General features: G+C 62.6%; 15 protein-coding genes and 6 tRNA genes. 1 reads left to right on the plus strand and 20 read right to left on the minus strand.

Annotated features, from left to right (window positions below):
- Window positions 1-22: 22 nt before the first annotated feature.
- Both KHO27_RS14980 and phnN read right to left on the minus strand, forming a co-directional pair.
- A tRNA-Arg gene (locus KHO27_RS14980) sits at window positions 23-99 on the minus strand.
- An 85-nt stretch (window positions 100-184) separates the two neighbouring features.
- On the minus strand, window positions 185-796 hold the full coding sequence (gene phnN / locus KHO27_RS14985) for a phosphonate metabolism protein/1,5-bisphosphokinase (PRPP-forming) PhnN (RefSeq protein ID WP_110702371.1): 612 nt from the start codon (window positions 794-796) through the stop codon (window positions 185-187).
- A gap of 345 nt (window positions 797-1,141) precedes the next feature.
- Between phnN and KHO27_RS14990 the strand changes: the two genes are divergently transcribed.
- A complete protein-coding gene (locus tag KHO27_RS14990; RefSeq protein ID WP_003254499.1) occupies window positions 1,142-1,468 on the plus strand; it encodes an Arc family DNA-binding protein in 327 nt (108 codons plus the stop codon).
- 65 nt (window positions 1,469-1,533) lie between these two features.
- Here KHO27_RS14990 and mgtE read toward each other — a convergent pair whose 3' ends face one another.
- The 18 genes from mgtE to KHO27_RS15080 form a co-directional block, all read right to left on the minus strand.
- Entirely contained in the window at window positions 1,534-2,976 is a 1,443-nt protein-coding gene (gene mgtE, locus KHO27_RS14995; protein ID WP_110702369.1) for a magnesium transporter, read from the minus strand.
- Between the two features lie 401 nt (window positions 2,977-3,377).
- Window positions 3,378-3,454, minus strand: a tRNA-Arg gene (locus KHO27_RS15000).
- Window positions 3,455-3,524: 70 nt separating this feature from the next.
- Window positions 3,525-3,601 (minus strand) — tRNA-Arg (locus KHO27_RS15005).
- A gap of 72 nt (window positions 3,602-3,673) precedes the next feature.
- Window positions 3,674-3,750 (minus strand) — tRNA-Arg (locus KHO27_RS15010).
- Between the two features lie 70 nt (window positions 3,751-3,820).
- Window positions 3,821-3,897: transfer RNA gene (locus KHO27_RS15015), tRNA-Arg, on the minus strand.
- Between the two features lie 61 nt (window positions 3,898-3,958).
- Window positions 3,959-4,049, minus strand: a tRNA-Ser gene (locus KHO27_RS15020).
- 72 nt (window positions 4,050-4,121) lie between these two features.
- Window positions 4,122-4,310 (minus strand): carbon storage regulator CsrA, encoded by a 189-nt coding sequence (csrA, locus tag KHO27_RS15025; RefSeq protein ID WP_003254503.1) that lies wholly within the window; start codon window positions 4,308-4,310, stop codon window positions 4,122-4,124.
- Window positions 4,311-4,478: 168 nt separating this feature from the next.
- Window positions 4,479-5,714: an aspartate kinase gene (locus tag KHO27_RS15030; RefSeq protein WP_028691060.1), complete on the minus strand. Its 1,236-nt coding sequence runs from the start codon at window positions 5,712-5,714 to the stop codon at window positions 4,479-4,481.
- Between the two features lie 83 nt (window positions 5,715-5,797).
- Complete coding sequence (gene alaS, locus KHO27_RS15035; RefSeq protein WP_214500421.1) at window positions 5,798-8,422, minus strand: alanine--tRNA ligase; 2,625 nt, start codon at window positions 8,420-8,422, stop codon at window positions 5,798-5,800.
- A 303-nt stretch (window positions 8,423-8,725) separates the two neighbouring features.
- A complete protein-coding gene (astE, locus tag KHO27_RS15040) occupies window positions 8,726-9,733 on the minus strand; it encodes a succinylglutamate desuccinylase (protein WP_214500422.1) in 1,008 nt (335 codons plus the stop codon).
- A 10-nt stretch (window positions 9,734-9,743) separates the two neighbouring features.
- Window positions 9,744-10,034 (minus strand): hypothetical protein, encoded by a 291-nt coding sequence (locus KHO27_RS15045; protein ID WP_011534960.1) that lies wholly within the window; start codon window positions 10,032-10,034, stop codon window positions 9,744-9,746.
- A 14-nt stretch (window positions 10,035-10,048) separates the two neighbouring features.
- Entirely contained in the window at window positions 10,049-11,398 is a 1,350-nt protein-coding gene (gene astB, locus KHO27_RS15050) for an N-succinylarginine dihydrolase (RefSeq protein WP_110702366.1), read from the minus strand.
- A 23-nt stretch (window positions 11,399-11,421) separates the two neighbouring features.
- Complete coding sequence (gene astD, locus KHO27_RS15055) at window positions 11,422-12,885, minus strand: succinylglutamate-semialdehyde dehydrogenase (RefSeq protein ID WP_110702364.1); 1,464 nt, start codon at window positions 12,883-12,885, stop codon at window positions 11,422-11,424.
- Complete coding sequence (gene astA, locus KHO27_RS15060) at window positions 12,886-13,914, minus strand: arginine N-succinyltransferase (protein ID WP_046854623.1); 1,029 nt, start codon at window positions 13,912-13,914, stop codon at window positions 12,886-12,888.
- 55 nt (window positions 13,915-13,969) lie between these two features.
- Window positions 13,970-14,989 (minus strand): arginine/ornithine succinyltransferase subunit alpha, encoded by a 1,020-nt coding sequence (gene aruF / locus KHO27_RS15065; protein ID WP_102683091.1) that lies wholly within the window; start codon window positions 14,987-14,989, stop codon window positions 13,970-13,972.
- 143 nt (window positions 14,990-15,132) lie between these two features.
- Window positions 15,133-16,353, minus strand: coding sequence for an aspartate aminotransferase family protein (locus tag KHO27_RS15070; RefSeq protein WP_110702360.1), 1,221 nt, complete (start codon window positions 16,351-16,353; stop codon window positions 15,133-15,135).
- A 327-nt stretch (window positions 16,354-16,680) separates the two neighbouring features.
- On the minus strand, window positions 16,681-17,661 hold the full coding sequence (gene argR / locus KHO27_RS15075) for a transcriptional regulator ArgR (protein ID WP_110702358.1): 981 nt from the start codon (window positions 17,659-17,661) through the stop codon (window positions 16,681-16,683).
- A 102-nt stretch (window positions 17,662-17,763) separates the two neighbouring features.
- Window positions 17,764-18,528 (minus strand): ABC transporter ATP-binding protein, encoded by a 765-nt coding sequence (locus tag KHO27_RS15080; protein WP_023630946.1) that lies wholly within the window; start codon window positions 18,526-18,528, stop codon window positions 17,764-17,766.

An 18,528-nucleotide genomic window follows, 5' to 3' on the forward strand; every position in this document is an offset into this window, starting at 1 on the left:
ACAAAGGAGAATTGGAAAGAGATGGCGTCCCAGGCAGGATTTGAACCTGCAACCTTCCCCTTAGGAGGGGGATGCTCTATCCAATTGAGCTACTGAGACACAGAGGCCGACAACAGACGCTGCGCGGCAGGGACGGCGAGCATGTTAACCAGCATGTGCGCATTTGTCATGTATCAATCGGGCATTATGCACTTGGTCTTTTCCCCTGCGTGTCGGCGATAATGCCCTCGGCGCGCAACAGATCGACCAAGGCCTCGACCGCACCGTCCAAAGGCCCGGAATTGTCCACGACATGCACGCCGGGATCGTAGGCCTGCAGCCTGGAATTGCGGGCCAGGCGCTGCTCGATCTGCTCGGTGCTTTCTCTTCCCCGGGCCAGCAAGCGCTGGCGCAGCACCTGCGGAGAAACGACCAGCCCCACAGCCACCAGATCGGGATAACACTGCCGGGCGATTGGCAGGTACGCCCGCGAACCGTTGACCAGTACCGAGCGCCCCGCAGCCAGCCATGCATCCAGCTGCACAGGGATGCCGTAGCGCAAGCCATTGGCCTGCCAGTCCAACGCAAAGGCCCCCGCTTCGCGCATGGCCTCGAAACGTTCGGCGCTCACGCCATGCGCCGCTTCGCCCTTGGCTTCGGCCGAACGCGTGATGACCCGCCGGGCGATTTCGACCCCCTGGACGAACAATCGCTCACGGGCCGCCTCAAGTAGGGAATCTTTTCCTGAACCAGACGGTCCCATGAGGAATATCAGGCGTCCCCTTGAGGCCGCCCCACCGCTTGCGTCATATTGCATAGCCACTATGCTCAATGTATGGGAAACCAGCGCATTTAATGATTTTCCCTGAACCTTTGCTGTCTTTTACCAGATTTTGACGGCATTTGTCTGACACCCATGCAATTCGATGAATGTGAAACTTTTCAAACCAGTGCTCATTTCTGATAATTGGTACTGGCAAAAAGCCTTTATCGAGATCACTATTTGTCACAGAATTGACGCCAAGGAAACGGCGATCATGAGGCAAGATGAAGAACCAAAATCACATCACGGTTGAACATTTTGTCGTCGCCGCGGTCGTACTTCCACCGTGCGGCCAATTTGAGAACCGCTCCCCTGAACCAGAACAACCGGTCAATTTATATGCGCCCAATGAAACAGGCTATCTACTCCAGCCGCACCGCTGACAAGTTTGTCGTCCGCCTGCCAGACGGGATGCGTGAGCGCATTGCCGAGGTAGCGCGCAACCATCACCGCAGCATGAACTCCGAGATCATCGCCCGCCTGGAGCAGAGCCTTATCCAGGAAGGCGCTCTGGGTGACGAGCTGAGCATGCGCCTGGACAGCCCAGAGCTCAGCCTTCACGAACGCGAACTGTTGCAACGCTTCCGCCAGCTGTCCCACCGCCAGCAGAATGCGCTGGTCGCCCTCATCGCCCACGATGTGGAAATGGCCGCCGACGCGTCCTGATCCTGCCAAGCGCACACAAAAAAGCCAGCGTAAGCTGGCTTTCTTGTTTCTGGCGTTCCGTCGACCTACATCAGGAACAGCGTTGCCAGGCCGAGGAAGATGAAGAATCCACCACTGTCGGTCACTGCAGTGATCATCACGCTCGACCCCATTGCCGGATCTCGACCCAGGCGCGTCAGCGTCATCGGGATCAATACCCCCATCAGCGCTGCCAGCAACAGGTTCAAGGTCATCGCGGCGGTCATGACCAACCCCAGCGACCAGCTGCCGTACAGCCAGAACGCCACCACCCCGATCACACCGCCCCAGACCAGGCCATTGATCAACGATACCGCCAGCTCCTTGCGCATCAGGCGGCTGGTGTTGCCTGGTGACACCTGGTCCAGCGCCATGGCGCGAACGATCATGGTGATGGTCTGGTTGCCGGAGTTACCGCCGATACCGGCCACGATCGGCATCAATGCCGCCAGGGCCACCAGCTTCTCGATGGAGCCTTCGAACAGGCCGATCACCCGAGACGCTACAAACGCGGTGATCAGGTTGATGGCCAGCCACGCCCAACGGTTGCGCAGCGAGCGCCAGACCGAGGCGAAGATGTCTTCCTCTTCGCGCAGACCGGCCATGTTGAGCACTTCGCTCTCACTTTCCTCACGGATCAGGTCGACCATTTCATCGATGGTCAGGCGGCCGATCAAGCGCTCTTTCTTGTCCACCACCGGAGCGGATACCAGGTCGTATCGCTCAAAGGCCTGAGCCGCGTCGTAGGCATCTTCCTCGGGGTGAAAGGTCACCGGGTCATTGGCCATGACCTCCGCGACTTTCTTATCCGGGTCGTTGACCAACAACCGCTTGATGGGCAGCACGCCCTTGAGAATACCGTCGTAATCGACCACGAACAGCTTGTCGGTGTGCCCTGGCAGCTCTTTGAGCCGGCGCAGGTAGCGCAATACCACTTCGAGGCTGACATCTTCGCGGATAGTGACCATCTCGAAGTCCATCAATGCACCGACCTGCTCCTCGTCGTAGCTCAGGGCCGAGCGCACACGCTCGCGCTGCTGGGCATCGAGGCTCTCCATGAGCTCATGAACGACGTCGCGGGGCAATTCCGGAGCCAGGTCGGCGAGTTCGTCGGCGTCCATCTCCTTGGCGGCCGCCAGCAACTCGTGATCGTCCATGTCGGCGATCAGGGTCTGGCGCACGGCATCGGAGACTTCAAGCAGGATGTCGCCGTCACGGTCAGAGCGCACCAGCTGCCAGACCGTCAGGCGATCGTCCAGTGGCAGGGCTTCGAGGATGTAGGCGATGTCGGCGGGGTGCAGGTCGTCGAGCCTGCGCTGCAGCTCAACCAGGTTCTGGCGGTGGACCAGGTTTTCCACCAGGTCATGGTGATGACCTTCCTGACGGTGCGTCAGGTCCTCGACCACCCGCTGGCGCTGCAACAGTTCGATCACCTGGGCCAGGCGATCCTGCAGGCTGTCTTGGGTTTTCTTTACTTCGATTTCGGTCATAGGCGAACTCCACTCCCAGCAGCGGAGCACGCCGGGAGAATCAATCGGTCAGATCTGTCTGTATGAAGCGTGTTAGCGAGTAACTACTGGGTAAGTCCATGGTGGTATTCCACAAGCCCCGGCGGGGCTGACGGGCGCAATCATACACTGTGCAAGCTGTCGGATCGCTTAAATTTTTGGCTAGAACAATCGTTTGCGCGCCAAAGCTGTGACAACGCTCGAAGCCATCAGTGCGACGGTTGGTCTGGCGTTAAAAGCACATTCGTTTTGTGTCGACCCGATCTACAGCTGCAGATACCTGCACGGATCGCCTATAGCAGTAGCTTAGATGGACATCTGCGACAATTCAGCGCATACGGAAAAACAAAAAGCCCGCTCAAATGAGCGGGCTTCTTGATGTATGGCGGACTCAGCAGGATTCGAACCTGCGACCGCTCGGTTCGTAGCCGAGTACTCTATCCAGCTGAGCTATGAGTCCGTGGGGTAGTTTTAGACCAGATTACCACTGGTTGTTCGAGGTGGCCTTGCAAGCAAGGCCACTTCAGAAGTGGCGGACTCAGCAGGATTCGAACCTGCGACCGCTCGGTTCGTAGCCGAGTACTCTATCCAGCTGAGCTATGAGTCCGTGGTTGGTAGTTTTAGGCCAGGTTACCACTGGCTTGTTGAAGTGCCTTTGCAAGCAAAACCACTTCAAAAGTGGCGGACTCAGCAGGATTCGAACCTGCGACCGCTCGGTTCGTAGCCGAGTACTCTATCCAGCTGAGCTATGAGTCCGTGGGGTAGTTTTAGACCAGGTTACCACTGGTATTTCAAAGCAGCCTTGCAAACAAAGCCACTTCAAAAGTGGCGGACTCAGCAGGATTCGAACCTGCGACCGCTCGGTTCGTAGCCGAGTACTCTATCCAGCTGAGCTATGAGTCCGTGTCTTGCTGCCTGGGTCGCTCAAACGTTTTTACTCGTTTATAGCGACCCGAGCGAATAATGGCGGTGAAGGGGGGATTCGAACCCCCGATACCCTTATGAGGTATACTCCCTTAGCAGGGGAGCGCCTTCGGCCACTCGGCCACCTCACCGCAACACGAGGCGAATATTAAACACACCCTTCCTCGTTTGCAACCCTTTTTTTGAAAAAAACTTCAAAAGAATTAAAGGCTTGGCTCCTCGTCCTTCTCTTTCTTGATCCGCAGGTAGATTTCCTCGCGGTGAACGGCCACTTCTTTCGGCGCGCTCACGCCGATACGCACCTGGTTGCCTTTGACACCCAGGACCGTCACGGTGATCTCACCGTCACCAATGATCAGGCTCTCGGCGCACCGACGAGTCAGAATCAGCATAGTTTTCTCCTCACATGAATCTTCAGGGACAACAGTCTTTGATAAGCAGGGCCTGGCCGGGGACGACGGCGCAGACCCGAATCGACCACCACAGGCGCCTGGACAGGGACACCAGCAGCGGCCAGAAACGCGAAGGGCGCGGCAAGCCGCGCCCCTCCAGGCAGCGTCTTACTCACCCTGTCGGGCGGGAGCATCAAGCTCGAACGCGGTATGCAGCGCGCGTACAGCCAGCTCCAGGTACTTCTCTTCGATCACCACCGAGACCTTGATCTCGGAGGTGGAGATCATCTGGATGTTGATGCTCTCCTTGGCCAGGGCTTCGAACATGCGGCTGGCGACACCCGCATGGGAGCGCATGCCGACGCCGACGATGGACACCTTGGCGATCTTGGTGTCGCCGATCACTTCACGCGCGCCAATTTCGCGGGCAGTGTTCTCCAGCACGCTCAGCGCCTTCTCGTACTCGTTGCGGTGCACGGTGAAGGTGAAGTCGGTGGTGTTATCGTGCGAAACGTTCTGCACGATCATATCGACTTCGATGTTCGCGGCGCTGATCGGGCCGAGGATCTTGAAGGCAACGCCTGGGGTGTCCGGGACGCCACGAATGGTCAGCTTGGCCTCATCACGGTTGAAGGCGATACCGGAAATGATCGGCTGTTCCATGGATTCCTCTTCATCGATGGTAATGAGGGTACCCGGACCCTCCTTGAAGCTGTGCAGCACGCGCAGCGGGACGTTGTACTTGCCGGCGAACTCCACCGAGCGGATCTGCAGCACCTTGGAGCCGAGGCTGGCCATTTCCAGCATCTCCTCGAAGGTGATCTTCTCCAGGCGTTGGGCCTGGGGCACGACACGCGGGTCGGTGGTGTAGACGCCGTCGACATCGGTGTAGATCTGGCACTCGTCGGCCTTCAGGGCCGCCGCCAGGGCCACGCCGGTGGTGTCGGAACCGCCACGACCGAGGGTGGTGATGTTGCCGTGCTCATCGACACCCTGGAAGCCGGCGACCACCACGACACGGCCGGCCTTGAGGTCGGCGCGGATCTTCTGGTCGTCGATCTGCAGGATGCGCGCCTTGTTGTGGGCGCTGTCGGTGAGGATGCGCACCTGGTTGCCGGTGTAGGACACCGCCGGCACGCCGCGCTTCATCAGGGCCATGGACAACAGGGCGATGGTGACCTGCTCGCCGGTCGAGACGATCACGTCCAGCTCGCGGGGTTCGGGCTTGTCGGTGATCTGCTTCGCCAGGTCGATCAGGCGATTGGTTTCCCCGCTCATCGCCGACAGCACGACCACCAGGTCGGTGCCTTGCTCGCGGAATTTCTTGACCTTGTCGGCAACCTGCTCGATCCGCTCGATGGAACCGACAGAGGTACCGCCAAATTTCTGTACGATCAACGCCATTTCAAAGGTGCCTCAGCCCTAAAGGGCCCCAAAAAACAATCCAACATGAAACGGCCGGCGACTAGACCGCCGGCCGCCTCATCTCAAAGTCCCTGCTCGGCGAACGGCACTGCCAGGGCCAGGGCCTTGTCCAGCGCGGCGACGTCGACGCCACCACCCTGGGCCATGTCAGGGCGACCACCGCCCTTGCCACCGACCGCCGCAGCGGCTTGTTTCATCAGATCGCCAGCCTTGAGTTGGCTGGAGAGGTCCTTGGTCACGCCAGCCACCAGCACGACCTTGCCCTCATGCTCGCTGCCCAGCAGGATCACTGCTTGGCCGAGCTTGTTCTTCAGCTGATCGACGAGCGCCAGCAGGGCCTTGCCATCCTGCCCATCCAGGCGGGCGGCGAGGACCTTGGCACCCTTGACCTCAACGGCCGCATTGGAGAGATCGTCCCCGGCGGCGCTGGCGGCCTTGGCCTGCAGCTGCTCGAGCTGCTTTTCCAGCTGGCGGTTGCGCTCGAGCACAGCCGACAGCTTGTCGATCAGGTTGTCGCGGTTGCCCTTGACCAGCTGCGCGGCTTCCTTGACCTGCTCTTCAGCAGCGTTCAGGTAGGCCAGCGCGGCGGCGCCGGTGACCGCTTCGATACGGCGCACGCCAGAGGCCACGCCGCCTTCGCTGATGATCTTGAACAGGCTGATGTCGCCAGTGCGCTTGGCATGGATGCCGCCGCACAGCTCGACGGAGAAATCACCACCCATGCTCAGCACGCGCACGGTGTCGCCATATTTCTCACCGAACAGCGCCATAGCCCCTTTGGCCTTGGCGGTTTCGATATCGGTCAGCTCGGTCTCGACTGGAGTGTTCCTGCGCACTTCGCGGTTGACGATGTCTTCCAGGGCCTTGATCTGCTCTGGCTTGACCGCCTCGAAGTGGCTGAAGTCGAAACGCAGGCGCTGGCTGTCGACCAGCGAGCCCTTCTGCTGCACGTGATCGCCCAGCACCTGGCGCAACGCTTCGTGCAACAGGTGAGTGGCCGAGTGGTTCAGCGAGGTGGCGTGCTGCACCTCGGCATCGACCTTGGCCTCGACCGGCGAGCCGATGACCAGTGCACCGCTGGCGACCACGCCGTGGTGCAGGAAGGCACCACCGGTCTTGGTGGTATCGCGCACGTCGAAGCGCGCGGCGCCGGCCTGCAGGTAGCCGCTGTCGCCGACCTGGCCGCCGGACTCGGCATAGAAAGGCGTGCGGTCGAGCACGACCACGCCCTCCTCGCCTTCGCCCAACTGGTCGACCGACTGGCCATCCTTGTACAGGGCGATGATCTTGCCCTGCCCTTCGGTGGTGTCGTAGCCGAGGAAGTCGGTGGCGGTGTCGACCTTGACCAGGCTGTTGTAGTCCATGCCGAAGGCGCTGGCGGAACGGGCACGCTCGCGCTGGGCTTCCATTTCACGCTCGAAGCCGGCTTCGTCGATGGTCAGCTCGCGCTCGCGGGCGATGTCGGCGGTCAGGTCCATGGGGAAGCCGTAGGTGTCGTACAGCTTGAACACCACGTCGCCCGGGACGACCTTACCCTGCAGCTGGGCCAGGTCCTGCTCGAGGATGCGCAGGCCCTGCTCGAGGGTCTTGGCGAACTGCTCTTCCTCGGTCTTGAGCACGCGCTCGATGTGTGCCTGCTGGCTCTTCAGCTCAGCGAAGGCCTCGCCCATCTCGGCGACCAGGGCGGCGACGATCTTGTGGAAGAAGCTGCCCTTGGCGCCCAGCTTGTTGCCGTGGCGGCAGGCGCGGCGAATGATGCGGCGCAGCACGTAGCCACGGCCTTCGTTGGAAGGCAACACACCGTCGGCAATCAGGAAGCCGCAGGAACGGATATGGTCGGCGACCACTTTCAGCGATGGCTGGTCATCGTTGCTGCAGCCGATGGCTTCGGCGGCGGCGGCCAGCAGGCTCTGGAACAGGTCGATCTCGTAGTTCGAGTGCACGTGCTGCATCACCGCACTGATGCGCTCCAGGCCCATGCCGGTGTCCACCGACGGGGCGGGCAGCGGGTGCAGGACGCCGTCGGCGGTGCGGTTGAACTGCATGAAGACGTTGTTCCAGATCTCGATGTAGCGGTCGCCGTCTTCTTCCGGCGAGCCGGGTGGGCCGCCCCAGATATCAGCGCCGTGGTCGTAGAAGATCTCGGTACACGGGCCGCACGGGCCGGTATCACCCATGGTCCAGAAATTGTCGGAGGCGTATGGAGCGCCCTTGTTGTCGCCGATGCGCACCATGCGCTCGGCGGGGACGCCGACTTCCTTGGTCCAGATGTCGTAGGCTTCGTCGTCGCTGGCGTAGACGGTGACCCACAGCTTTTCCTTGGGCAGGTTCAGCCACTTGTCCGAGGTCAGGAAGGTCCAGGCGAAGGTGATCGCGTCGCGCTTGAAATAGTCGCCGAAGCTGAAGTTGCCCAGCATCTCGAAGAACGTATGGTGGCGGGCGGTGTAGCCGACGTTTTCCAGGTCGTTGTGCTTGCCACCGGCGCGCACGCACTTCTGGCTGCTCACGGCGCGGGTGTAGGCGCGCTTTTCCTGGCCGAGGAAGCAGTCCTTGAACTGGTTCATGCCGGCGTTGGTGAACAGCAGGGTCGGGTCATTGCCCGGGATCAGGGAGCTGGAGGCAACGCGAGTATGTCCCTGCTCTTCGAAGAAGCGGAGGAAGGCTTCACGGATTTCTGCGCTTTTCATAGGTTCTTCCACGGAAACGGCGGCCACACGTCGAATCGACGAAACGACGGCAAAGGGCCGCATTATATCGGTCCTGCAGTCTCGGTGCAGTGTGTTTATGCGATAGAAACCGTCGATTGGACGGCTTGCAGGGCTAAAGCAATTGAAAACGGCATGACCGCGATGCTATCGCCAGCGTTTCGCTACTGGCAAGCCAATTACGGTCCCGGGACAGGGAAAATTAACAGGTTGGTGAATTAAAAGAATTTCATCACCGAAGGGATCCAAAATCGCAGGCGCGGGCTTGCCCCGCGCCTAAGGGAATCAGGCCAGGCGTTGCCCCGAATCCGGGACGATCAGAATGCCGGCGCGCAGCCCGTTCTTTACCTTGGGGTTGGGGAAGATGATCCGTGCGCCCTCCTCCTCCACCACCCAACGCATCTCGGCCAGGTCCTCAGCCAGCAGATCGCCCTTTTTCAGCTCGGAGAAGTTCTCGATGTCCGCCGGCAGGTGCAGGCGGAAACTGTCGCTGTGCTTGATGATCTCGCGGGCGACACTGAACAGCTTGAGGCCATCCAGGGACTGCTCGGTTACCGGTTCGGTATCTTCGATGAGCTGGATCAGACGCGCTTCGAGCCTGTCGAGATTGACCTCCTCGTTCTGCCCGAACGGCCGTGCCTTGCCGAGCTCCAGGGTAAAGGCTTCGGCATCGAGCTGCTCATAGGTGAAGGCGCTGAAGGTGATCGACGACTTGCTCTGCAGCAGTACCGCCTGCATGCCGGCCGCTGCCAGACGCGCCAGCTCTCGACGAGAGTGCAGGCGCCCCTCCTTGTAGGGGTACAGCGCGAACTGCTCGATCTTGGACCCACGAATGGCGGTATGCAGGTCGTAGTGCAGGCGGGTGCGCTCGGGCTTGCTGAAGAACACCCGGGCGAACTGTTCGAGTTCGGCGGCGCGCAGCGCCTCGAAGCCACTGGAAAGTTCGTGGCGGCCATTGAACAGGCGGTTGATGTCCTGCTCGATGAAGCGCTCACCCTTGCGGATCGCCGCTGGGTTGCCGAACAGGAACAGCACCCGCGCACGCGGCTTGATCTTGCCGTTGGCTACACCGTGCAGCAGCCTTTCGAGCAACTCGATCGGCGCTGTCTCGTTGCCATGGATACCGGCCGACAGCAGCAGGTCGAGCCCGCAATCCTCACCTTCGGGCGGGCGCACTTCCAGCGCACCCTCCCCCAGCCAGCGCAAACGCACGCCCCGGGTGGTCACTTGGGTCTTCTCGGCCGGTTCGTGATCGGTCAGGGTCAGCTCAAGCAGTTTGCCAAGGGCGAGCATAGGCGCTTCCTTAGTGGTGGTGGCCGCAGTCCGGGCCATGGACGTGGTCGTCGTCACCGGCGACATCGGCCGGTTCCATTTCCAGTTGCAGGCTGACCAGGTTGGTGGCCATCGGGCGCAGCAGCAGGTTGGCGTACTCGGTGTCGTCTTCCTCGACATCGACGCCGATCAGCAGCTGGCCGCGGCCGTCCTGCTGGATCCACACTTCCTTGCCTTGCCAGACCACGGCAAAACGGGTGCACGAGGTTTCCAGCTGGGTGCCGTCTTCATCTTCCAGGATCAGGCGCAGGGCGTCGGACATTGCAATTTCTCTCTTCAAGGTTGGCGTTGGAACGGATAGACCGAACCCAGCTTGAGGATCTGGGTCAGTTCATCCAGTGCCGTGCGGCATTCCACCAGCAACTGCGGGTCGGCCAGGTCCGCCTCGCCGAGGCGATCGCGGTAGTGCTTGTCGACCCATTGCACCAGGGTGTCGTACAGCGGGGCGGTCATGATAACGCCTTGGTTGACCGCCGCCAGTTCGTTTTCCTTCAACGCCACGCGCAGCCGCAGGCAAGCCGGACCACCGCCGTTCTGCATGCTCTGCTTGAGGTCGAACACCTTGACCTCCGTCACCGGGCCGCCCTGGCTGGTCAGTTGCCCCAGATACGCCCAGACGCGATCGTTGTTGCGGCACTCTTCCGGCACCACCAGCAGCATCGAGCCGTCTTCGCGGCTTAGCAACTGGCTGTTGAACAGATAGGAACGCACCGCGTCCTCGACCGTCACCGCCGCGCGCGGCACGCAGATACCCTGGAAGCGGCCACCCTTGCTGGCCAGTTTAGCCTGCAGTTGGCCAAGCACCGCATCGGTCTCGAGGAAGGCGTCCTCGTGGTAGAACAGCACCTCGCCGTTGCCTACCGAGATCACGTCGTTGTGGAACACGCCCTGGTCGATCACTGCCGGGTTCTGTTGAGCGTAGACCACGCCGTCAGCGCTCAACCCATGCAGGCGGGCGACAGCCTGGGAAGCCTCCAGAGTCTGGCGCGCCGGGTACTTCTGCGGTGCTGGGTAGCGGTTGTCGAAGGCGCTACGGCCGTAGACGAAGAACTCGACACCTGCTTCGCCATAGGCACGGCAGAAACGCGTATGGTTCGCCGCGCCTTCGTCACCGAACTGCGCCACGGCCGGCAAGGCCTGGTGGTGAGCGAAGTGCTTGTCATCGTTGAACATGGCGCCGAGCACCCGGCTGGTAGTCGGGTGCTCGATGCTGCGATGGTACTTGCAGTTCAGGTTGGCGGCGGTGAAGTGCACACGACCGTCCGCAGTGTCGGCACTAGGGCTGACAGTGGCGGCGTTGGCCACCCACATGCTAGACGCCGAACAGCTGGCAACCAGCAGCGGCATGGCCTCCTTGGCGGCACGCTGGATCACTTCGGCGTCGTTGCCGGTGAAACCGAGGCGACGCAATGCGGCCACGTCCGGGCGCTCCTGCGGGGCCAGCACGCCCTGCTTGAAGCCCATTTCCATCAGCGCCTTCATTTTCGCCAGGCCCTGGCGCGCCGCCTCACGCGGGCTGGAACCCTGCTGGCTGTTGCTCTGCGAGGCCACGTTGCCGTAAGACAGGCCACCGTAGTTGTGGGTCGGCCCCACCAGGCCATCAAAATTCACTTCAAAGGATTTCATCGGCAAGGCTCCGAGACCTGTTGTTATAGGGTGACGCCCGGCGTCAGGGTCGCCGGCAGTACGAGATTCGCGGTCTCCAGCGAAGCCACGGGGTAGGCGCAGTAGTCCGCCGCGTAGTAGGCGCTGGCGCGGTGGTTGCCGCTGGCACCGACGCCACCGAACGGCGCGCTGCTGGCGGCGCCGGTCAGTTGCTTGTTCCAGTTGACGATGCCGGCGCGACTGCGCAGCCAGAAGTGCTGGTAGCGGGCGTTGGAATCCGATAACAGGCCAGCGGCCAGGCCGTACTGGGTATCGTTGGCTTCCTCGATTGCCGCATCGAAATCGGTGTAGCGGATCACCTGCAGCAATGGGCCGAAGAACTCCTCGTCCGGGCGCCCGGCCACCGCAGTGACGTCGATGATGCCGGGGGTGAGCAAGGCGGCGTCAGCCTGCGGCTGGGTCATCTCCAGCAACGCCACGGCGCCCTTGCCGAGCAGTTCGGCCTGGGCCGCCAGCAGAGCGCGGGCCGCCTGCAGCGAAATCACCGACCCCATAAAGGGCGCGGGCTGCTGGTCGAATGCACCGACACTGATGCTGCGACTCACCTCGACCAGACGCCGGATCAGCGCGTCACCCCAAGCGCCCTGCGGCACCAGCAGGCGGCGGGCACAGGTGCAACGCTGTCCGGCGGAGATGAAGGCCGACTGGATGATGGTGTACACCGCGGCATCCAGGTCCTTGACCTCGTCAACCACCAGCGGGTTGTTGCCGCCCATCTCCAGGGCCAGGATCTTGTCCGGGCGGCCGGCGAACTGCTGGTGCAGCAGGTTGCCGGTACGGCTGGAACCGGTGAAGAACAAGCCGTCGATACCCGGGTTGGCGGCCAGCGCCACGCCGGTGTCACGGGCGCCCTGGACCAGGTTGAGCACACCAGCCGGCAACCCGGCCTCGATCCAGCACTGGACCGTCAGCTCGGCTACCTTGGGGGTCAGCTCACTGGGTTTGAACACCACGCAGTTGCCGGCCAGCAGCGCCGGAACGATATGGCCGTTGGGCAGGTGGCCGGGGAAGTTGTACGGGCCGAATACCGCCACCACGCCATGGGGCTTGTGGCGCAGCACGGCAGTGGCGTCGGCCAGCGGACCGCTCTTCTCGCCAGTACGCTCGCGGTAGCTCTGTACCGAGATGGCGACCTTGTTGACCATGCTGGTGACTTCGGTGGCCGATTCCCACAGTGGCTTGCCGGTTTCCTCGCCAATGCAGCGCGACAGCGCCTCGGCATTGGCCTTGAGCTTCTCGGCGAAGGCCTCCAGCACGCCAATACGCGCATCCAGGCTCAGCGATGCCCAGCCGGGGAATGCCTGGCGGGCAGCCTGCACGGCATTCTCTACCTGTGCAGCATCGGCGCCCTGCCCTTGCCAGATCACCGCCTGGGTGACGGGGTTGAGCGACTGCAGGGCTTCGCCCTGGCCAGCCAGCCATTGGCCGGCAATGTAATGCGTATTCATTTACTGGGCCTCCCGACCGGCGGACAGTGGCACGGCGCGCACGTTGTCGCCGGCGCCCAGGCGCAGGCGCTTGGCGGTCTGCGGATCGACCACCAGGGTGCCTGCGGCCAGGCGCGCCGGCGCGGCCGTGATGCGGCAGTCTTCGCGCTTGCGGTTGTGGATGATGAAAGGGGTGGCGTCGTCGCCTGGCGTACCAACGGCCAGCACCAGGGTCTCGCTGTCACGCACGGCGCGAATCTTCGAGGTCTCGCATTCGATGGCAGGGCCCGCATCGAAGATGTCGACGTAGCCCTGGTAGTTGAAACCTTCACGCTTGAGCATGGCCAACGCCGGCTCGGTATCGGCGTGCACGCGGCCGATGACGTTGCGCGCCGCTTCCGAGAGGAAGCAGGTGTACAGCGGGAATTTGGGCATCAGCTCGGCGATGAACGACTTGTTGCCCACGCCGGTGAGGTAGTCGGCCTGGCTGAACTCCATCTTGAAGAAGTGCCGGCCCAGGCTTTCCCAGAATGGCGAACGACCCGCCTCGTCGGACATGCCGCGCATCTCGGCGATGATCTTGTTGCCGAACAGCTGCGGGAACTCGGCGATGAACAGCATGCGCGCCTTGGACAGCAGACGCCCATTGAGCCCGCTGCGGTAATCGCTGCGCAGGAACAGCGAACACAACTCGGAGTTGCCGGTCAGATCGTTGGCCAGGAACAGCGTAGGGATCTCGCGGTAGATGTTCAATTCCTGGGAGGCACTGACGGTCAGGCCGACCCGGTAGTTGTACCAGGGCTCGCGCAGGCCGACGGCGCCGGCGATGGCGCTGATGCCGACCACCAGGCCCTCGTCGTTCTCCAGCACGAACAAGTAGTCGGTGTCGCCGCGCTCGGCTTCGCCGCGAAAGCTCTTCTCGGCCCAGCCGACGCGCTGGCCGAGGCGCTCCTCGTTGGCGGGCAGCGTGGTCAGCCCGGTGGTGCCGGTGCTGCGGGCCAACTCGATCAGCGCGGGTAAATCGCTGCTGCGTACAGGACGAACGATCATGCAATCTCCTTGTGCGGCGGTCTGTGCCTGCCGCGAAACTCTCTGTTGCGGCGTTTCAGACCGCGACCAGGCGCACGCTGGCGCCCTCGCCGACACCCAGGGCCTCGGCGGCTTCGCCGCTGAGGTTGACCGGCTTGCCCGGAACCCAGTCCAGTTCCAGCAGCACGGCGCGGTAATCCTGCAACTGGCCGTTGCACACCAGGTACGGACGGCCGCCCTTGACCGGCGACTCGTCGAGCTTGACCGGCACCACCCGGCTCTGGGCGATGGAGCGGATGCCCGAGGCGCGGGCGTGCAGGGTCGGGCCGCCGTCGAAGATGTCGATGTAGTGCTCGGTCTCGAAGCCTTCGCGCATGAGGATGTCGAAGGTGATCTGCGCCCGCGGGTGCACCTGGCCCATGGCCTCCTGTGCCTCGTCGGCCAGCAGCGGCACGTAGATCGGATAGTGCGGCATCAGTTCGGCGAGGAAGGTGCGGCTCTTCAGGCCACACAGGCGCTCGGCGTCGGCGTAGTTGAGGTCGAAGAAGTTGCGGCCGATGGCGTCCCAGAACGGTGACTCGCCCTGTTCGTCACTGTAACCGACGATCTCGGTCACCACTGACTCGGCGAAGCGCTCCGGGTGCGAGGCCATGAACAGCAGGCGGCCACGCGAGTTGAGCTCGGCGAAGGCGCTGGTCACCAGCTCCGGCACCACGTAGAAGCTGGTCAGCAGGCTGTTGCCGGTGAGGTCGTGGCACAGCGACAGGACGTGGATCTTGTTGTGGATCTTCAGCTCGCGGGAGGCGTGTACGAAGGTCTCGTTGCGGAAGCTGTAGAACGGCTCGGAGTAGCCGGCCGAGGCGACGATGGCCGAGCAGCCGACCAGCTTGCCGGTGGCGCTGTCCTCGAGCACGAAGAAGTAGCTCTCCTCACCGTTGAAGCTGACCTCGGCGGCGAAAGAGGTTTCCGACGCGGCGATCTTGTCGCCCAGACGCCCAGCGTCGTCCGGCAGCGAGGTGACACCAATGGGGCTGTCGGCAGCCATGCGCTGCACTTCGTTCAGATCAGCCATTTGCGCGGGGCGCATCACCAGCATGGTGTCACTCCTTTCGGGAAAGCGGGCCGATCACCTCGGCACGAAAAAACGGCGGGCACGCGCCACTACCTGCAAGCAGGTGCCCGCACTGGAATCAGGTATCGCCGGCCTCGCTCGAGGCCGGCGACAGCAGCACCGCAGGATCAGCCCTGGGTCAGTTTGCGCACAGCGCGCTCGAAGCGCTCCAGGCCTTCATCGATATCGCTGTCCTCGACCACCAGGCTCGGGGCGAAGCGCACGACATCGGGACCTGCCTGCAGGACCATCACGCCTTCCTTCTCGGCGGCGTTGAGGATGTCCTTGGCCTTGCCCTTCCAGGCGTCACTGAGCACGCAGCCGATCAGCAGGCCGACGCCGCGCACCAGGGTGAACAGGCCGGTTTCCTGGCCGATTTTCTCCAGGCGGGTCTTGAAGCGTTCGTGCTTGGCCTTGATACCCGCCAGGGTTTCCGGGGTGTTGACCACATCGAGCACGGCGCAGGCGACGGCACAGGCCAGCGGGTTGCCGCCGTAGGTGGTGCCGTGGGTGCCTACGGCCAGGTGCTTGGCCAGGTCGCTGGTGGTCAGCATGGCACCGATCGGGAAGCCACCGCCCAGGCTCTTGGCACTGGTCAGAATATCCGGGGTGACGCCGTAGTGCTGATAGGCATACAGCGAGCCGGTGCGGCCGACGCCGGTCTGCACTTCATCAAAGATCAACAGCGCGTTGTGTTCGTCGCACAGCCTGCGCGCGCCTTCCAGGTAGGCCTTGTCGGCCGGCACCACACCACTCTCGCCCTGGATCGGCTCGATGACCACGGCGCAGGTCTTGTCGGAAATCTGCGCCTTCAACGCTTCCAGGTCGTTGTACGGCACATGGCTGATGCCGGTGATCTTCGGCCCGAAGCCGTCGGAGTACTTGGGCTGGCCACCGACGCTGACGGTGAACAGGGTGCGACCGTGGAAGCTGTTCACAGTGGCGATGATTTCGTGCTTCTCGGGACCGAAGCGGTCATGAGCGACACGGCGGGCAAGCTTGAAGGCGGCCTCGTTGGCTTCGGCGCCGGAGTTGCAGAAGAACGCGCGCTCGGCAAAGGTCGCGTCCACCAGCTTGTGCGCCAGGCGCAGAGCCGGCTCGTTGGTGAACACGTTGGAGACATGCCAGAGGGTATTGGCCTGCTCGGTCAGCGCCTTGACCAGCGCCGGATGGCAGTGACCCAGGGCGTTGACTGCGATGCCGCCAGCAAAGTCGATCAGCTCGCGCCCGGACTGGTCCCATACTCGGGAGCCCTCGCCTCGCACAGGAATGAAGGCCGCCGGGGAGTAGTTGGGGACCATGACCTGGTCGAAATCGGCACGTTGCACCGGGGCTTGCTCAACGGACATCTGAGTCTCCTGAAGAGGAACGCTGGCCTGGAAGTGGCGAGCGATGAAGGGATTGTAAGGACTGATCGGCGCCTGTCCTTGCTGCCAGGCGACAACTTGTTACAGCGCCAAACCGAGTTTTCACGCGGTTTTCGGCAATGCGACAAACAGTGTCGCAATCGCGCAGTGTAACGGCAGCAGAGGGTGGCGGGGAGATGCTCGGTGAGAATTGGGTGAACGGGTGTTCACATGTACAAACCGCATCGCGGGGCAAGCCCGTTCCCACCAGCAATACACTGCGCAGGAGCGGGCTTGCCCACGCTAGTGCCTTCGCTGGAAGGGAGATTTTCAGCCGCGCTCGGCCGGTGCCGAACTCAGCTCGAACGGGCTGCTGTTACGTCGCTGATTACGGTCTTCGCGCGGTGTGGCGCCGAAGAAATTGCGGTACGCGCTGGAGAAATGTGGCCCGGAAGAGAAGCCGCAGGACAAGCCGATCTGGATGATCGACTTGCTGGTCTGCATCAGCATCTGCCGCGCCTTGTTCAGGCGCAGCTCCAGGTAGTACTGGCTAGGCACGCGATTAAGGTACTGCTTGAAGATACGCTCCAGCTGGCGGCGGGAAACGCACACGTGCTGGGCGATTTCGTCGGTGGTCAGCGGCTCTTCGATGTTGGCCTCCATCAGCAGCACCGCCTGGGTGAGCTTGGGATGGCTGGAGCCCAGGCGGTTCTGCAGTGGAATACGCTGGCGCTCGCCACCTTCGCGAATGCGCTCGACCACCAGCTCTTCCGACACCGCGCCGGCCAGTTCCGCCCCATGGTCCCGGGCGAGCACCGCCAGCAGCAGGTCGGTCACCGCCATGCCGCCGCAGGCAGTCAGGCGATCACGATCCCAGTCGAACAGATGGCTGGTGGCGATCACCTTGGGGAAGCGCTCGGCAAAATCATCCTGCCAGCGCCAATGCACCGCAGCGCGGTAGCCGTCGAGCAGGCCCAGCGCCGCCAGCGGATAAACCCCGGCCGACAAGCCGCCGATCATGCAACCGCTGCGCGCCAACTGTTTGAGCGCGGCGGACAATGCCGAACCGATCGCCACCGGCGGTTCATCAGCCAGCAGGAACAGCTTGTGATAGCCCTCCAGGCGGCCGGCCCACGCTTCGCCCGGCAGGCGCCAGGCGCCCTCCTGCCCGGCCTCGGCCTGCAGGTAGGACATTGTGTAGACCACGTCCGGATGCACCCGCTGGGCAACCTGCAACACCTCTTCGGCCAGCGCCAGGGTCAGCGGCTTGGTGCTGGGCCAGATGAGAAATCCGATTCGCTGGGTGGTCATAGGGCGTGGTCCGAAACCTGAAAAGGAGGGTCGCGCTTGTGGCGCCGGGGCATGCTGCGTGCGTTGCGCAGCATGCCCCATCATGGTGCAAAAGTGCAGCCTTTACTTCAGGCTGCCGGAAAGGAACTGCTTGAGGCGCTCCGACTGCGGATTGACCAGCACTTCACGCGGGCAGCCCCGCTCTTCCACCAGGCCCTTGTGCAGGAACACCAGCTGGTTGGAAACCTCACGGGCAAAGCCCATCTCATGGGTGACCACGACCATGGTGCGGCCTTCCTGGGCCAGCGATTGCATGACCTTGAGCACATCGCCCACCAGCTCCGGATCCAGCGCCGAAGTCGGCTCGTCGAACAGCATCACCTCCGGCTCCATGGCCAGGGCGCGGGCAATGGCCACACGCTGCTGCTCGCCACCGGACATGTGCCCGGGGAAAGCGTCCTTGCGGTGGGACACACCGACCTTGGCCAGGTAGTGCTCGGCCTTCTCCAGCGCTTCCTTCTTGTTGACGCCCAGCACGTGCACCGGCGCCTCGATGACGTTTTCCAGCGCAGTCATGTGCGACCACAGGTTGAAGTGCTGGAACACCATCGACAGGCGCGAACGCATGCGCTGCAGCTGTTTCGGATCGGCGGCCTTGAGCGCGCCGTCCTTGCCGGCAACCAGCTTGAGCTCTTCGTTGTTGAGCAGGATCTTGCCCGCGTGCGGCTGCTCCAGCAGGTTGATGCAGCGCAGGAAGGTCGATTTACCCGAACCGCTGGAGCCGATGATGCTGATCACGTCGCCTGCCTTGGCTTCGAGGGAGACGCCCTTGAGCACCTCATGGCTGCCGTAGCGCTTGTGCAGGTCTTGGATTTGGAGTTTGTACAT

Origin of the sequence: Pseudomonas sp. RC3H12, from assembly GCF_018596375.1 — a bacterium.
In the GTDB taxonomy this organism is placed as follows: Bacteria; Pseudomonadota; Gammaproteobacteria; order Pseudomonadales; family Pseudomonadaceae; genus Aquipseudomonas.

What these genes read in the sequence shown, in the direction of transcription:
- csrA (WP_003254503.1), bottom strand. Translation starts at nt 4,310, where the DNA reads ATGCTGATTCTGACTCGTCGGTGCGCCGAGAGCCTGATCATTGGTGAC.
- astA (WP_046854623.1), bottom strand. Translation starts at nt 13,914, where the DNA reads ATGATCGTTCGTCCTGTACGCAGCAGCGATTTACCCGCGCTGATCGAG.
- mgtE (WP_110702369.1), bottom strand. Translation starts at nt 2,976, where the DNA reads ATGACCGAAATCGAAGTAAAGAAAACCCAAGACAGCCTGCAGGATCGC.
- alaS (WP_214500421.1), bottom strand. Translation starts at nt 8,422, where the DNA reads ATGAAAAGCGCAGAAATCCGTGAAGCCTTCCTCCGCTTCTTCGAAGAG.
- KHO27_RS15045 (WP_011534960.1), bottom strand. Translation starts at nt 10,034, where the DNA reads ATGTCCGACGCCCTGCGCCTGATCCTGGAAGATGAAGACGGCACCCAG.
- KHO27_RS15080 (WP_023630946.1), bottom strand. Translation starts at nt 18,528, where the DNA reads ATGTACAAACTCCAAATCCAAGACCTGCACAAGCGCTACGGCAGCCAT.
- astD (WP_110702364.1), bottom strand. Translation starts at nt 12,885, where the DNA reads ATGAATACGCATTACATTGCCGGCCAATGGCTGGCTGGCCAGGGCGAA.
- argR (WP_110702358.1), bottom strand. Translation starts at nt 17,661, where the DNA reads ATGACCACCCAGCGAATCGGATTTCTCATCTGGCCCAGCACCAAGCCG.
- aruF (WP_102683091.1), bottom strand. Translation starts at nt 14,989, where the DNA reads ATGCTGGTGATGCGCCCCGCGCAAATGGCTGATCTGAACGAAGTGCAG.
- KHO27_RS15070 (WP_110702360.1), bottom strand. Translation starts at nt 16,353, where the DNA reads ATGTCCGTTGAGCAAGCCCCGGTGCAACGTGCCGATTTCGACCAGGTC.
- astB (WP_110702366.1), bottom strand. Translation starts at nt 11,398, where the DNA reads ATGAAATCCTTTGAAGTGAATTTTGATGGCCTGGTGGGGCCGACCCAC.
- phnN (WP_110702371.1), bottom strand. Translation starts at nt 796, where the DNA reads ATGCAATATGACGCAAGCGGTGGGGCGGCCTCAAGGGGACGCCTGATA.
- KHO27_RS15030 (WP_028691060.1), bottom strand. Translation starts at nt 5,714, where the DNA reads ATGGCGTTGATCGTACAGAAATTTGGCGGTACCTCTGTCGGTTCCATC.
- KHO27_RS14990 (WP_003254499.1), top strand. Translation starts at nt 1,142, where the DNA reads ATGCGCCCAATGAAACAGGCTATCTACTCCAGCCGCACCGCTGACAAG.
- astE (WP_214500422.1), bottom strand. Translation starts at nt 9,733, where the DNA reads ATGCTCGCCCTTGGCAAACTGCTTGAGCTGACCCTGACCGATCACGAA.